Annotated in this window: 13 protein-coding genes; 6 read left to right on the top strand and 7 right to left on the bottom strand. The window is 63.3% G+C overall.

From position 1 onward, the window contains the following. Nucleotides 1-60: 60 nt before the first annotated feature. The 5 genes from EBMC1_RS08975 (at nucleotide 61) to EBMC1_RS08955 (ending at nucleotide 5,057) form a co-directional block, all read left to right on the top strand. On the top strand, nucleotides 61-678 hold the full coding sequence (locus EBMC1_RS08975; protein WP_003043833.1) for a hypothetical protein: 618 nt from the start codon (nucleotides 61-63) through the stop codon (nucleotides 676-678). Further along, nucleotides 675-2,990, top strand: coding sequence for a putative bifunctional diguanylate cyclase/phosphodiesterase (locus EBMC1_RS08970; RefSeq protein ID WP_003043829.1), 2,316 nt, complete (start codon nucleotides 675-677; stop codon nucleotides 2,988-2,990). Before EBMC1_RS08975 ends, EBMC1_RS08970 begins: the two co-directional genes overlap by 4 nt. Before the next feature lie 168 nt (nucleotides 2,991-3,158). Continuing rightward, complete coding sequence (locus EBMC1_RS08965) at nucleotides 3,159-3,677, top strand: sigma-70 family RNA polymerase sigma factor (protein ID WP_156001093.1); 519 nt, start codon at nucleotides 3,159-3,161, stop codon at nucleotides 3,675-3,677. After that, nucleotides 3,670-4,467 carry a hypothetical protein gene (locus EBMC1_RS08960; protein ID WP_003043823.1) on the top strand — a complete coding sequence of 266 codons (798 nt, stop codon included), beginning with the start codon at nucleotides 3,670-3,672 and terminating at the stop codon, nucleotides 4,465-4,467. Before EBMC1_RS08965 ends, EBMC1_RS08960 begins: the two co-directional genes overlap by 8 nt. Beyond that, nucleotides 4,464-5,057, top strand: a complete 594-nt coding sequence (locus tag EBMC1_RS08955) for a fasciclin domain-containing protein (RefSeq protein ID WP_003043820.1) — start codon at nucleotides 4,464-4,466, stop codon at nucleotides 5,055-5,057. Before EBMC1_RS08960 ends, EBMC1_RS08955 begins: the two co-directional genes overlap by 4 nt. Nucleotides 5,058-5,506: 449 nt before the next feature. Here the strand turns inward: EBMC1_RS08955 and EBMC1_RS08950 are convergent, their stop codons facing one another. Both EBMC1_RS08950 and EBMC1_RS08945 read right to left on the bottom strand, forming a co-directional pair. Next, complete coding sequence (locus EBMC1_RS08950) at nucleotides 5,507-7,207, bottom strand: putative bifunctional diguanylate cyclase/phosphodiesterase (protein ID WP_003043817.1); 1,701 nt, start codon at nucleotides 7,205-7,207, stop codon at nucleotides 5,507-5,509. 242 nt (nucleotides 7,208-7,449) lie between these two features. Further along, the gene (locus EBMC1_RS08945; RefSeq protein WP_003043814.1) at nucleotides 7,450-8,448 is read right to left on the bottom strand and encodes a GlxA family transcriptional regulator; all 999 of its coding nucleotides are present in this window, start codon (nucleotides 8,446-8,448) and stop codon (nucleotides 7,450-7,452) included. 376 nt (nucleotides 8,449-8,824) lie between these two features. On the opposite strand from EBMC1_RS08945, the gene EBMC1_RS08940 reads away from it, so the two are divergent. Then, nucleotides 8,825-9,856, top strand: a complete 1,032-nt coding sequence (locus EBMC1_RS08940) for an IS110 family transposase (protein WP_003043811.1) — start codon at nucleotides 8,825-8,827, stop codon at nucleotides 9,854-9,856. A 288-nt stretch (nucleotides 9,857-10,144) separates the two neighbouring features. On the opposite strand, the gene EBMC1_RS18380 is transcribed toward EBMC1_RS08940, so the two are convergent. The 5 genes from EBMC1_RS18380 to EBMC1_RS08925 form a co-directional block, all read right to left on the bottom strand. Beyond that, nucleotides 10,145-10,573 carry a hypothetical protein gene (locus EBMC1_RS18380; protein WP_156001091.1) on the bottom strand — a complete coding sequence of 143 codons (429 nt, stop codon included), beginning with the start codon at nucleotides 10,571-10,573 and terminating at the stop codon, nucleotides 10,145-10,147. Nucleotides 10,574-10,758: 185 nt separating this feature from the next. Then, nucleotides 10,759-11,307: a hypothetical protein gene (locus EBMC1_RS18375; protein WP_156001089.1), complete on the bottom strand. Its 549-nt coding sequence runs from the start codon at nucleotides 11,305-11,307 to the stop codon at nucleotides 10,759-10,761. Next, the gene (locus EBMC1_RS08935) at nucleotides 11,304-13,973 is read right to left on the bottom strand and encodes a hypothetical protein (RefSeq protein ID WP_003043809.1); all 2,670 of its coding nucleotides are present in this window, start codon (nucleotides 13,971-13,973) and stop codon (nucleotides 11,304-11,306) included. Before EBMC1_RS08935 ends, EBMC1_RS18375 begins: the two co-directional genes overlap by 4 nt. Nucleotides 13,974-14,076: 103 nt before the next feature. Next, a complete protein-coding gene (locus EBMC1_RS08930) occupies nucleotides 14,077-14,595 on the bottom strand; it encodes a hypothetical protein (RefSeq protein ID WP_003043805.1) in 519 nt (172 codons plus the stop codon). Then, on the bottom strand, nucleotides 14,576-15,058 hold the full coding sequence (locus EBMC1_RS08925) for a hypothetical protein (RefSeq protein ID WP_003043802.1): 483 nt from the start codon (nucleotides 15,056-15,058) through the stop codon (nucleotides 14,576-14,578). Before EBMC1_RS08925 ends, EBMC1_RS08930 begins: the two co-directional genes overlap by 20 nt. Nucleotides 15,059-15,065: the final 7 nt, after the last annotated feature.

Below are 15,065 nucleotides of genomic sequence, written 5' to 3'. Positions count from 1 at the left end.
TGTTAACCATGCATCTGAAAACTTGAGAGAATATTAAGCTCTGTCCCGTAGCCGGACAAAATGCGGGGACCAATTCTCATTTCGACGGCGTTCGCGCTGGCCGTGCCGCTGGCCGCCTCTTGGGCGGCCGCGCCCGCGGTCGTGCAGGTGCAGGTCGTCGACGAACGCGGCCTGCCGGTTCGCGACGCCGTCGTCGAGTTGACGCCTAATGGCGGATGGCGCGGCGGCGCAATCCGGTTCGGCTGGAAGTCGGCGATGGCGCAAAAAGGCGTCGCCTTTGTCCCGGGAACACTGGTCGTCGCCAAGGGCACGGCGGTTGCCTTCCCCAATCTCGATAGCGTCCGGCACAGCGTCTACAGCTTCTCCAAGGCGGCGCGGTTCGAGATCGATCTCTATGGGCGCGACCAGACGCGCTCGCAGAATTTTCCGATCGCGGGCACGGTGGCGGTCGGCTGCAACATCCACGACCAGATGCGCGGCTATATCCGTGTCGTCGACACGCCATTCGCGGGCAAGACCGACCAGAACGGCATCGTCCGCCTGACCGGCATGGCGGCGGGCGGCTATCAATTGACCGTCTGGCATCCCCGGGCGCGAACGCCGGGTGGCGAACTCAAGCGTGCGCTCGCGGTGGGCGCCGGCCAAGGCAACCAGAAGATTGCGTTGAAACTGAAATGACGAGAATCCCGTCCTGGCCCGCACAACTTCGCTTCCGGTCGCTCAAGCTGCGGATCGCCGTGGTCTATGCCGCGCTGTTCGCCGCGATCCTCGCCGCCGTGCTTTTGCTTGCCGGCAACGGCATCGCGCGCTTCGGCGAGGACAGCGCCTCGCGCGACCTCGCCGCCAATGCGCGCGTCTTTGACGAAATCATCGAACTGCGCGCACAGCAGATGCGCGGATCGGCCGACGTGCTGTCGCGCGACTTCGGGTTTCGCGAAGCCGTTGCGACCGGTGACGAGCCGACGATCGAGAGCGCACTCGTCAGCCTGCGCGAACGGTCGCGCAGCGATGCGGCCTTCGTCGTCGGCCTCGACGGCGTAATGATCGGATCGGCGGAGGCGGCGCTGCCCCCCGTCGCCGAGCTATGGGACGCGCTCGAGGGTGGACAAGAGCATGGCATCATCCGGATTGGCGACAAGCTGGCGCTCGCAGCGGCCTCTCCGATCGAAGTTCCCGATACGATTGGCTGGCTCGTCCTCGCGCAGCCCCTCGACGCGGCCGAGATGCAGCGGCTGAGCAAGCTGGCCGCGGTCGATATCGATGCACGGGTCCTGCGCGCCCGACAACTCCCCACCGGGCTGAAGAGCGCGTCGCTCGGGAAGGTGGTCGAAAGCGGCGACAGCGAACGCGTCCTCCATCATGTGACCGCGCTCCCGGCGCTTCAGCAGGGCCTTCGCCCGCGGCTCGTTCTCGATCACTCGCTCAGCAAGGCGCTTGGCGAATATTCGGGGCTGCAATGGCTGCTCGCGGCACTTGCCGCCGCCGGACTGACGCTCGTCATCATACTCAGCTGGCGTGTCGCGCGGACGATTACCCGCCCGCTGAGCGCGCTCGACACCGCAACCCGCCTGCTCGGCGAGGGCAAGGATGCCAAGGTCGAGGTGACCTCGGATGACGAACTCGGGCGTCTCGGCGCCAGCTTCAATGCGATGGTCGCCGCGATCGAGGAACGCGAGCGCCAGATTACGCATGTTGCGCTCCACGACGGTCTCACCAACCTGCCCAACCGCAAGCTGTTCGTCGAACAGCTCGATCAGGCGCTCGCGCGGCGGCGCGGCGATGCACAGCTGATGATCGTCTATGTAGATCTCGACGATTTCAAGGTCGTCAATGACACCCTCGGTCATCCCGCGGGCGACGCGTTGCTCCGCAATGTCGCGGCGCACCTGCAGAGCGTGCTGGGCGAGGCTATTGTCGCCCGGCTCGGCGGCGACGAATTCGCGATCCTGCTTGGCGATTTGCCCGCGAACGAAAATCTCGCGGCGCTTGCCGACAAGCTGCAGGGCTGTTTCGGCCGCCCGATCATGATCGACGGGCAACAAGCCGATGCCTCCGCCAGCATGGGTATCGCGGTCGCCCCGGGCGACGGGGTCGATGGCACGACGCTCATGAAGAATGCCGATCTTGCGCTCTACCGCGCGAAACGAGACGGCAAGGCGACCTATCATTTCTTCGAACAATCGCTCGACGAACAGGCGCGGCACCGCCGCCAGATGGAACTCGACCTGCGGCTGGCGATCCGCGACGGCGGGTTCGAGCTCTATTTCCAGCCGCTCTACAGCATGCACGAGGAACGGCTGAAGGCGTTCGAGGCGCTCATCCGCTGGCCCCATGCCGAGGCTGGCATGATCAGCCCGGTCGACTTCATCCCGCTCGCCGAGGAGACGGGCTTGATCGTCCAGATCGGCGAATGGGTGATCCGCGAAGCGTGCCGCCAGGCGGCGTCATGGCCCGACGATCTGTCGGTCGCCGTCAATATCTCGCCGAAACAATTCCAGTGCCCGAACCTCGCCACCATCGTGCTGTCGGCTCTGGCGTCGTCGGGACTGCCTGCCCATCGGCTCGAGCTCGAAATTACCGAGAGCATCTTCATCTCGAACCTCGAAAAGACGCTCGAGGCGCTGCACAGCCTGCGCGCGCTCGGCGTTCGCATCGCCCTCGACGATTTTGGGACCGGCTATTCGTCGCTCAGCTATTTGCGCTCCTTTCCCTTCGACAAGCTCAAGATCGACCAGAGCTTTGTCCGCGACCTGACGTTGGACGGCAACGCCAACGCCATGATCCGCGCCATTACGACGCTGGCGGATGCGCTGGGCATGGAGACGCTGGCCGAAGGCGTGGAAGACGAAGCGCAGGCTGCGATCTTGCGGCAGGAAGGGTGCCATCAGATCCAGGGCTATCTGCTGAGCAAGCCGATCGATGCCCGTGCGGTCCATGTTTTCATCGCCGCTATGGCGGACGAGGCGGACGGGCAGCGCCGGAGGGCGTAGGGTCACGCATTTTGCTTACGAGCGCCCGCCGATCCGCATATCCGGCGATGGCGCCCCACCATCCGCTTGAGTAATCTAGCCTTTCCTATAGGCTGGCGGGGTGACGGCACCTATGCCTCCATCCCGGACCGGTGAAGCCCGCGAGGCGCTGGTTGCGGCGCTGGCGGCGTGGCGCGGCAAGACCGCGCCGCGCTGCGGCAAGTCTATGATCTGACGTCGGCGAAACTATTTGGAATCTGCCTCCGTATCTGTGGTGACAGGGGGAGTGCGGAGGATGTGTTGCAAGCCGTTTACCTGAAAATATGGGACCGCGCGGGGCAGTTCGACGCGGCGCGGGCGAGCCCTATCACCTGGCTGGCGGCCATTGCGCGCAACAGCGCGATCGACTGGCGACGCTCGGCGGCGGTGCGCGGGTCGGGGGCGGTGGCGGGCGACGGCGGTGCGCTAGCCGTGGCCGACGAGACCCCGCTCGCCGATCAGCAACTGCTTGCGGACGAAGCGGACGCCCGGCTGCACCGCTGCCTCGGCGAACTCGACCCGCGGACACAGGGCTGTATTCGGTCGGCGTTTTTCGACGGCCTGACCTATGCCGAGCTTGCGGCGCGCGAAAATGTGCCATTGGGGACGATGAAGAGCTGGATCCGGCGCGGACTGATGCGCCTCAAGAATTGTCTTGGCGATGGATGAGCCGCTGACCCCCGAACAGGATCGCGAGGCGCTCGCTGCCGAACTCGCGCTCGGCCTGCTCGACGGGCAGGCGCGCGCTGATGCGCTGCGTTTGCGGCTGGGCGATCCGGTTTTTGCCGCGCTGGTCGAAGCGTGGGAGGTGAAGCTGTCGCCGCTTTACAGCGAATGGCCGGCGGCCGATCCCGGCGGAGACGTCTGGAATCGGATCGATGCGTCGCTCGCCGATGCGCCCGTTAAAGACGTTGCGGTGATCGAGACGCGTCTACGCCGCTGGCGCGCCAGCGCATTGCTGTCGGGTGCCGTCGCCGCGGCGCTCGCGCTGGTATTGCTCGTCCAGCCCGTTCCCGCGCCGGTGCCCGCGGCGCCGCAGCTTGCCGTGGCACGGATCGAAAGCGCCGCGGAGGGGCCCGTGGTGCTCGCACGCTACGACCGGACGAGCGGCGTCATGCGGCTGCAGATCGCGGGGATCGATGCCGGTGCGCTGACGCCCGAATTATGGGTTATCCCGGCTGGCCGCGATCCGGTGTCGCTCGGGCAGATCCGGACGCGCCGGTACGGCCGAGATCGCATTGCCGGCGTCGCACCGCCCGCTGTTGCAGGATGGCGCCACGCTGGCGATCACGATGGAGCCGATGTCGGCGACCCCCCACGCGGCGCCGAGCAGCGCGCCCGTCGCAGCCGGAAAAATCATCAGCATCTGACCCGCTGCCGCATCCGCGGCCGCCTTTGTTCCGTAGCTGGGACACATTCCGATTCCCCGGGGTGCAAAAAAGAGGGAAAAGTTCGATGAAACTTTCCAGAAAATCCGTGTCGCTCGCCGCTGTCGTCCTGCTCGCCTCGGGCTGCATGATGTCGGGCGAAGAGCCCATGGCCGCCGATGCTGCTCCAATGAGCCGTACGAACCCGATGGTGGGCGGGGCAGCCATGTATCCGACGAAGAACATCGTCGAAAATGCCATGAATTCGAAGGATCACACGACGCTGGTCGCCGCGGTGAAGGCCGCCGGCCTAGTCGATACGCTGATGAGCCCCGGGCCCTTCACCGTCTTTGCGCCGACCAATGCCGCGTTCGACAAGTTGCCGGCGGGAACCGTCGATACGCTGTTGATACCGGCGAACAAGATGAAGCTGACCAGCGTGCTCACCTATCATGTGGTGCCCGGCACGATGACGTCGACCGACCTTGCCGCCATGGCGAGCGCGAACGGTGGCCGCGCGGTTCTGACCACAGTTCAGGGCGCGAAGCTGACCGTTTGGGCAAAGAACGGCGACTGGTATGTGACCGACGCCAACGGCGGATCGGCGAAGATCACGATTGCCGACGTGATGCAGTCGAACGGCGTCATCCATGTCGTCGATACGGTGCTGATGCCGGGCTGATCGCTCGGACCATGTCCACCGGGGGGCTCTCCGGTCTGTCTGAACGATTCCCGCAGGCAGGCCGGATGAGTGGCCCGCTCTTATTTTCCGTGACAGACGGGGTGGTCTAGCTGCGCGATATCCGAGCATGTTTATCTAGTGCGCTTGTCGAACTTCTCGCCAATTCTATCGACGAATAGAGAACGGAATGTCTGGTTCTCATCATTCGCCCCTGGAAGCGGACAGTCCGCTAGCGGCCACATATTATCGTTGCGAGCGCCGTCCCAAATATTGGGCGCGACAGCGGGGAGGCAACTTTAGACCGCCGACGCATCGAATGCTCGGCGGTACCATAGACAAATGTCGATGCCCCGGCGGTGGGGCGCCGGGGCATCATTTTGGACGGCAAGGGACCAGCCATACAGCCCAAAAGCCGGATCGCGTCACGAGGCGAGTTCCGTCGGTCTAACCTAGGTGCCAGCACCGTCGAGCATCGTCAGCAGACGTTGCGCATTCCACCCCTCCCGCAAGGTCAACCCTTCTTCGAGCAACCGTTGAAACTCTGAGGCTTCCATTGGCGCGGCAAAGAGATAGCCTTGGCCCACCGAACAGCCGAGGGCGCGCATGATGGCACGTTCGGCCTCGGTCTCGATCCCTTCGGCGACAACCAGGATGTCCAGCGCCGCGCCGAGCTTGACGATGCTCTCGACGATGACCCGCTTCGCCGTGCTGTGCGCCAGGTCGTGTACGAAGCTGCGATCGACCTTGATCTCGCTGAGCGGAAAGCTCTCAAGATATCGCAGATTCGAATATCCGGTGCCGAAATCGTCGATCGAAATCCCGACCCCCAAGCGTCGCAGGTTCGCAAAGGCGCGCCGAATCTCGCCGGGTTCGGGGACCATCAGATTCTCGGTCAATTCCAGCGTCAGCCATTCGGCCCGGCATCCGGTTTCGTCCAGCACCTGTTCGACAAAGGCCACCATGTCGCGCCGAGTGAATTCGACCACCGACACGTTGATCGAGAAGCGGACCGGCACACGGCGACCGCGGTTGACCGCCACCGCATGCGCCGCGAGCGCCCGCAAGCCCCAAGCTCCGATATTAAGAATAGCGCCGGTTTCCTCGGCCACCCCGATGAACCGTCCGGGCAGTTGGAGTCCGAACGCCCCATGGTTCCAGCGAAGCAGGGCCTCGGCGCCGACCAACTCGCCCGAGCCGAGATCGACCTGGGGCTGATAGTGGAACAGCAGTTCCTCGTTCGGAACGGCGCTCTGGAGGTCGCTCGCCAGCCGGATGCGGTTGCGGGCATCGCGCTCGTCCGCTTCGGCATAGGGGTGCGGCAGATGGGCGGGCATCGCCTTGGACCGTTGCAACGCGGCGCCGGCCTGCCGGATGAGCTGGAGCGGGTCCGCGCCCGTGAACCCGATGGAAAAACCTGCAGCGAACTGCGCCGCAATCGACGCACCGGGCAACACGAAGCGCGCCCGCAGCAGCGCCATGACATCGTCGACGACGCTTGCGGCGCTACCGGCATCGTCGAGTTCGAACGCGAGCGCGAAGCAGTTCGTGCCTGTGCGAGATACGGCGACCGCCGGCAACGTCGCGAGACGCGCCGCAACCGAACGGAGCAGCGCGTCGCCGACATCATAGCCGAACCCGTTGTTGACATCATGAAAGCGCAAGATGTCGAGCTTGACCACCAGCACCGCGGCGCTTGAAGGGGTGCCGGTCGCAGCCAGTCGGTCGAGCAGGCCATAGCGGTCGAGCAGGCCGGTCAGGCGATCGATGCCCGGCGCGTGGGTGACATCGCGAATGATACCGACAAAATGCGTCACCTGTCCGCTGCCATCGCGAAACGGCATGAGGCTTAGCGCGTTGCGGAACATCGTTCCGTCGCGCTGATAGTTGCGCAGCGTCACCGAACATTCGCGGCCTTCGGTCAGGGCGGCCCGCACTTCGGCGATTTCGGGCTGCAGGCGGTCGCTCCCTTGAAGATAACGGCAGTTTTTACCGATCGCCTCGCCCGCGGTGTAGCCGGTCACCGCCTCGAACGCCGCGTTCACTTGGACGATGGGGTGTCCCCGCAGCCGCATGTCGGCAACCAGCACTGCGTCGCTGATATGGTCGAGCGCCAACAGGGACGCCGCGGTCGGTGCGGCGCGGTCGTCCACCCGCCTGGTCAGCCGCGGCCACCGTGTCGGCGTGAATGATGAAACACCCCGCTCTGGGTCACCGCTTCCAACTGTTTGAAGCGTCATGGCGCAGCGGAACCTCGGCTGTTGGCGAAGTTCGTGTGCTTTCCGGGTGGATAGTTCTTTGTGCTAAGCTCGGCGGGACGAAATCGCATGGGACGGCCTCCGGTGTTGACGATGCGGCGCTGGCGGCGGCGCTTCAACCTCGGGGGAGGGGCAATTCAGGACAAAGTGGCAGCACTTTCGTCTTCGGTCGTCTTTCCGGACCCTGCGGTCTGGAATCGTGATCGATACTGCAGCGGCGCGACGCCGATTCTGCGCAGGAAAGCGCGTCTCAGCGTCGTCGTAGATCCGAAGCCCGCAGCATAAGCAATTGCCTTGATCGGCGCGGCGCTGTCTTCGAGCAAGCGCCGCGCGATATCGACCCGCGTCAGTTCGACATAGGCTGCCGGGTTCATGCCCAGCTCGGCTCGGAACAGCCGGGAAAGGTGGCGCGGGCTTATGCCGGCAACCGCGGCAAGCGCCTCGAGTTCGAGATCGGCATTGGGATTCTCGAGAATATGAAGTCTGATCCGGTCGATCGGGCTGGTTGTCGAGGCCTGCGCCGTCAGGGCGGCGCTGAACTGTGACTGGCCACCGGGGCGCTTCAGAAAGACAACGAGACGACGTGCGACCCACAGGGCGAGCGCCCGCCCATGATCTTCTTCAATCAGCGCAAACGCAAGATCGATTGCGGCTGTCACCCCGGCGGAGCAGAATACCGGTCCATCGCGTACGAAAATGCGGTCGGACTCGATCCGGATGTCGGGAAACTCGGCGGCCAGCCGGTCGGCATATTCCCAATGGGTCGTGGCGCGGCGCCCGTCCAGCAGTCCGGCATGTGCCAGCAGGAAAGCGCCCGTGCAAGTTGAGCCGTAGCGCCGCGAGTTCTTAGCCCGTTCTTGTAGCCACTGGGTGACGGCCTTGCTGGGCGGCGCGGGGACGCCGTAAGGCCCGGCGACGATCAAAGTGTCGGAGGGTCGAGTCGCATCGCCGATGCCACTATCGGGCAGATATTTCACGCCCGAAGCGCTCTCTGCCGCGAGCCCGTCTTCGGTCACTAACTGCACGCAATAGGGATCGCCGGACGATATCTTGCAGTTCGCTTCGAACAGCGCGTCGCGAATGCCCGCGATTTCAAGCAGATGCACCTTGTCCGGGGCAAAGATTGTGATGAGCATTGCGGAACTCCGCTCGGCGGCAGCTCGGGCCGACGATCTAGGACAGAGTACGCGTCTATTGGCCGATTACCTAGAGCATTGGTCCGCATTCCGCCATTTTGCGCTCCCGCCGCGACCAATCCTGGTGCGACATTGATGGCGGGAGCGGCGGACCAGACACCATGTTTGAAGCTAGGGAATAATCCGCCGCGTTCGATGGCAGCTTATCGGTGTTAGCTGCTGCAAGCGGTCGGTCTCCTAACGGCCAGAGTTGGCGGTTTCAGGCGCTGGCCGGACAACGCTTCCGATGGCCAGATTGGGGTGATGGGGTGGACGCCCCCCGGCGGCATCGATGTGCCATAGTGGAGGTGTTGTCACACCACTGGAGGAGGCGTCCATGTTGGAAGTTAGCATAATCGGTCTGGATATCGCGAAGAATGTTTTTCATGCGCACGGCGCTGATGCGAGCGGGCGAGCGCTGTTCAGCCGCAAGATCGGGCGAGGGAAGCTGCTGGAGTTCTTTGCTGGGCACCAGCGTTGTACGGTGGCGCTGGAAGCCTGTGGGGGCGCGCACCATTGGGGCCGGGAGCTCACACGGTTGGGCTACGAGGTGAAGCTGATCCCGCCGGCGTATGTGAAGCCGTTCGTGAAGCGGAACAAGAATGATGCGGCGGATGCGGAAGCGATTTGCGAGGCTGCCCAGCGCCCGAGCATGCGGTTCGTGGCGATCAAGAGTGAAGAGCAGCAGGCGTCAGGCCTGGTGTTCCGGACCCGTGACCTGTTGGTGCGGCAGCGCACTCAGCTGATCAATGCCATCCGAGGCCATCTGACCGAATATGGCTGGGTAGCGCCCAAGGGTCCCTCGCATGTCGCGATGCTCGGCGACCTACGTGAGGATGAGATGGCTCTGTCGCTACCCGAGGCAGCCAGGGCGATGGTCCGCACGATGCTCGATCTGCTGGAGGAGCTGAACGAGAAGATCGGCGATCTTGACAAGGAGATTGCGCGGCGGGCTCGTGAGGATGCCGTCGCGAGGCGGCTGATGACGATCCCTGGGGTTGGACCGATTACGGCCACCGCATTGGCGGCTCTGGCGCCTCCAGCAGAAACCTTCACCAAGGGACGGGACTTTGCGGCGTGGCTAGGTCTGGCGCCAAGGCAGATGTCGACGGGCGGCAAGCAGAAGCTGGGCTCGATATCCAAAATGGGCGAGCGCACACTGCGGCGATTGCTCATCATCGGTTGCAGTGCGGTGGTCCTGCAGGCCAGCAAGCGAGGCGCGCCTCAAGGCTCCTGGCTCGAGCAGATGATGGCGAGGAAACCGCGTATGCTGGTCACGGTTGCCCTTGCCAACAAGACAGCGCGGATTATCTGGGCCGTGCTTGTAAAGGAAGAGGATTACAGAGCTCCGGTCGCAGCCGCGGCGTAAGCCAGGGCGGACCAGAGGTCGCCGGAAGGCGCAGTCGGTCGCAGGAGAGTATGGCACAACAGTCGGCGAGACGGGGCTGGAAGAACCAGGACTTCCCACTGTGCCGCGAGCACGCTGTGGGTGATGTGGTGCCGGTCCGCGAACTCCCATGCGGGCCCGCAGCCTCCGATGCTGCATTGCAAGGCCGGACAGATGGCAGCATCCGACTACTTGCACTACCTCCAAAAATCGCTTGCGTCTTTTGGGGCGTCCACAGATGGGAAGCGGACGAAACCTCGACGACTCTTATCAGCGATTGTAGCGAAGAATTACTGACGAAAAGCCGCTCCGCTCGTCAAACCCCGACCAAATACTTCCCCAGTCGAACTGGTGTGTATTGCGACCCGCACCTGCCTCGCCCAATGCGTTTGCAAGCCAAGCCGCGTCAGCATCTGCGATGGACCGCTCGCGCTCAAAGGAAAAACCCTTCCAAGGGCTTCCGCCTTCGATATTTGGATCGGCCCAAGTCAGGTGAACCGATTCGAGTTTCCCATCATTGAAGTAGGCGGATGGATTGAAGGTACGCCCTTGCAAGGTGGTTTGAGGAAGCAAGTAGGACCGATACGGACCGTTATGCACAAGCGGTCGGGCATGCTCCACCATAGCGCTTAAAAGCGCGGCCTCACTGGACGTAGCCTCCAACGTGAAGCCGCCGACATCGATATGCTCAAAGGTCATCGCTTAAGCGTAGCAGAAGCGCCGGTGTCCGCAATCGGTCGCGAGCTGTCACCGTCGCCCCATCGGTTTCGAACGTCCGCTTCTTGAGGCTGGCCGGCTGAAAGCCGCCAGGCCGAAGCCGGCCAGAAGTCGAGGTCGCACGTCGACCGAGTTAAGGATGCGGCCATCACTCAAGCGGGTCGCCGCTACTTATTGCACATCCGGCCCTTGCTCCATTCCAAACCCCGGTTGGCGCGGACGACGCCGCGCATTGTCTCGCGCTCTTCCCCGGAAAGCAGAGGGATGGTTACTCCGGCTGCGACGGCATCGCCGAACAATTCGCCAAGCTCGCGATCCAGCTCGGCGTCGCTGACCGGCGGTCCCCAGCAAGCATAATGGCCCTGGCAAGCGACGTCGCACGTCCGGCTTACCGGCTTGCGGGCATATTCTTCACAAGTACAGGCGCATCCCGTGCCTGCCGAGGCTGCTTCGAATTCGGCTTCGCTGATGCAAGCGCGAGCGGGTGGAGGGCCAAGGACGGGGAGAGGTCCGGGCGTATCCGGACGAGGTGAAATCCCGTTACTGTCATCGGTGGCGGTGGCGGTGGGGCGTTCGCGCAACGGCGGCGGCGCGGGCAAGCGATGCAGTGTTACATTGCCGTCGTAATCCGGCTGTTGTCCGGCCAAGCCGCCCGCCACCGTCAGCGATATACTGGCGGCAGCTAGCGACAATACTGCGGCGATTTTGCGCTTCATTCCAGATTTTCCAATGCGAAAGTGGAAGGGCGACCGCCTCCAATCCATCGACAGACAGCCATTGCGAGCATGGCAGGTTCGAGTGCCCTCATGCTCTGGGCGATCTGCGCGGATAATTGTGGATCTCCTTCACCCGCTCCGGCAGCGGTAGCGCGGATGAAGGCATCAAGATCGGCGTCGCTGACCGTCGTTCCTTGGCACTGGGCTACGGTTCCGGCTCCGCCCCCGGCCCGGCTGCCGACGAACCTGTTGCCTGCTGCCGGATCGATTTCGTCGTCGGCAGGTGTGTCTGATCGCTCCTCCGGCGGCATAGCTATCATGGCGGCCATGTCCTGGATGATCAGCTGTTGAAATTCGGACCGTGCGGGATCAACCTGATATCGTCCTCCCGGGCCGACGGGGAAGACGCCAGGTGTGGAGAAAGACACCTGAACCGTCCCGGCGGCGACGATCGGCTCGCGACAGGCGGCTTCATCGTCGGCATTCGGTTCGTAGAGCGTTGCCGAAACCGAACCCATCAACAAGCCAGGCTGATTTACGCTTATCTCGACCGTTGCGTTGGACTGATAGGTGAGCACGTCGACGCAGCCATTGCCGATCTGGCGCGTCCGACCGGTAGTCAGCGATGTCAACGGATCCGAATTTTCACCGGGACGCCGATCGAGGGGTTCGACTTCGACCCGCGCTGGAAAGCGGCCGACGACCCCTTCATCAGGTCGTTTCATGGCAATCGAGATAGTCGCGCCGTTCAGATTGCCGCCGATAGCCCTCGCCTGAAGTGCACCGGTCTTTGCCTCGATCTGCTGACCATCCTGATATAACTCGCCAAGCGTTTTGATGCCGTAAGGGCCCAGGCCGCCCTGTGGATATTGCATGACGATGCCGGCTGACAATATTTCGCCGGCGCGGGCAATCTCGCTTGCGTCACCCGAGACGATCGGCAGCGTCAAGATATCTCCGCAGGCGAAGATCGCCGCTTGATCGGCATCGCAGGTCGCATCGGGCGTCGGGTCGACAAGGAGCGGATCGGCCTGCTGAATCTCCGGCGCCCCCTTGAGTTTCGGCAAGGGCTTCTTGCGTTTCTTTTCTCCAGCGCCATCGACGCTACGGGTTCCGGTTAATGTGCTGGCGGCGACGGGCCGGACAAAATTGAGCAGCACGTCGTGGGTCTTTTGCCGATCCGGGTCCGACGGCGCATTGATCAGGAGCACCGTTTGCCAACCGCGCAGGCCATTCGGATCGTCGGGTCGCAGCGGTGCAAAACCGGCGTTCCAAACCAGCGCGCAATTCGTGCCGCTCGCCCCGGCTTTCGCCTTGAAGGATTTCGGCTGGGTGAGCAATTGTCCGCGTGTTCCAAGCTCGAGATCATCGCAAACACTCTGGCCGGATGCCGCCACGCTGAACGGTGTGGGGGGAGCTGCGGCATCGGTGCCGGTGGCGCTCTCGATCGGCATTTTGACGCGCATGCACTGTGCTGCGTAAGGGTGGACCGTCACCCTCAGCGACGCGGCCGTCGCCTGGGTGAGGTCGATCTTCTTGCAAGAGCGCGTCCAGAGCAATGCGTCGAAATAGGGTGCAGCAAGCTTGTCGGTGCGGTTTTTGACGACGATGTCGGGTAGGTCGGCCAATTCGGTGACCATCTCCGAAAAGACCTGCCGCAAGCCGCCGCGCCAGATGGGAACCGTCGTCCCGCGCCTGGAGTAAGTTGCCGCCTTGAGCCCGGAATCGGTCCATTTCAGCCAGGCGTGCGAATTTGTCGGATCGGACGGTCCAGGCCGATCGAGCATCTTTTTGTAAGCAAGAAGTCCCGCAGGTCGGCCGCGCATGACATGGCGCCAAAATGAACCCGTCTGATAGCCGGCATAATCGAGATATCCGTCCGAATGGAGATTTCCGTCCTCATCGCGCAGGAGCTCTCTGAAATATTCGGGATGATCGATCGGATACAGGCTTGTATCGCGATTGATATCCAGCGGGACATCATAACGGCGAAGTCCAAGAAAAAAGGAGAAATTGGCGTTTTTCAGCCCCTTGGTCTTCAGCGCGATGGCCTTGCGGCTGAAGCCCGGTTCGCGTTCCAGCAAGCCGTAGCCAATGCCGTTGGCCTGCCCTTCGACCAGCCAGAACGGCGCCCTGTCCGCTTTCGTGCCAGGTATCTTTTCATATTGCCGCAAATGTATGAGTTCGTGCGAGATCAGCAGTTCGGCATTCCAGGCTGATATGGCGTCGGCGAACATTCTGAAGCTGAACTGCCCGCTCTTGCACCAATTCTCCGCTCCCTTGGCTGCTCCGCCGTCGCACAGGTCATATTTTGCGGTCAGGGGAATCTGGAAAGGCCCCTTGTAGGGCAGGTTGTCGCCTGCGCTGGCGGCTGCGGGTGTGGACTTGGCGCGCTTGACATAGAATGCGTTGATCTTGCCGTTCTGGCGGGTGTCGATGTGCGGGGAGCTTCCGAACTTATCGCGATGGAGGCCGAAAATTCCGCGTGCCTTGGCCTTGACCTCGGGGGGAACGGCGATCTCCTTGTCGGTCGTAAGATCGACGCCGAAGATTTCAAGCTCGGCAGGCGGAGCTTGGCTGCCTTGCGCGGCGGCAAGGCCGCTCAACGCGGTCGAACCCGCCATGGCGATCCAAAAGGCGTGCATGGTTGATCGGCTCGAAACCATCAGGCGTCTCCTGCTGTGCTGCAAGGCCACCGCGATTGGGTGGCTGGTCGGCAAGGAAACCGCACCGGAAAGGGGAGGCCGAGCGCAATTTCGAAGTCCGCAATCACGGGGTATCGGGCGCGTCGGAATAGGAAAAATCGAACCCGAAGTCGGCCTTGCTGTTCATCGCCTGGCCGTGCCGCGCTCGCGGGCCGGAGCCATGGCGGAGGATGACGATCAGAGAATCTTCGGCGTCGGCCGACAGCGGTAGCGCAAAGACAAGATCCTTTTGCAGCACGCGGCCCGATACCGTACCGCCAGCCCCGATCCATTCGCACGGCTCGGCCGCCGGATCCTCGCAAATGCCGCGCCCCGCAACCCAGCTGATCGTTGCGACCGGTGCGCCCAGCGAGTGAATGACCTGGATTCGCAGCATGTCCGCCCCGCCGCGCGTGCGAATGCGCGGGTCGTTGCGATCGAGTTGGAACGTGCCATGCCACGCGCCGACCGCTTCGCGGCCGACCTCTTCCTGCGCGACGGCGGCCAGCGGCGTGAAAAGGAGCGCGAGCCCTGCCGCAAGCGACACAGCGCCTTTCGCGCGGCGCCCCGGAACGATCGCCGCCTCAGGTGAGCGGAACGACATAATTCATCTGCACGGTTGCTTCCGCAGGGGATTGTTCGATCACCACGACCGTAAGCGACCGGCCGTCGGCGGCCGTCCCTTCAATCACCGTCTCGTTACGGTCACGCACGACGCGCTTCTTTGGCCCGGCGACTTCGAAGCGAAGTCTCTTCATCGACGCCATATGAAAGCCGACGACGTCTGCGGGCGCAGCCGCCACTGTATAAAGCAGCGTTCCCGACTTGCGCTTCTCGTTGCTGCCGAAGAAGGAGGTGCCGTATCGCCCGCCTTCATAGGTTTCGACGAAATCGGGCAGATTGTCTCGCGGGATCGGGTTGCCCTTGGCGGCGGATTTGACGATTTCGGTGATGCCCGATGCTGCCACCTCCGTCGGGCCGCCGCCGGTCTTCGCTGCCGGCGCTTCGCCGCCGCATCCGCCGAGCAACAAGGGCAGAGCGGCAATAGCAAGATGAGGTTTCATCATTCTGTCC

Source organism: Sphingopyxis sp. MC1 (genome assembly GCF_000371385.1).
Lineage (GTDB): Bacteria > Pseudomonadota > Alphaproteobacteria > Sphingomonadales > Sphingomonadaceae > Sphingopyxis > Sphingopyxis terrae.
Note: the sequence above shows the minus strand (reverse complement) of the source record. Positions and strands in the feature narration are given on the sequence as shown.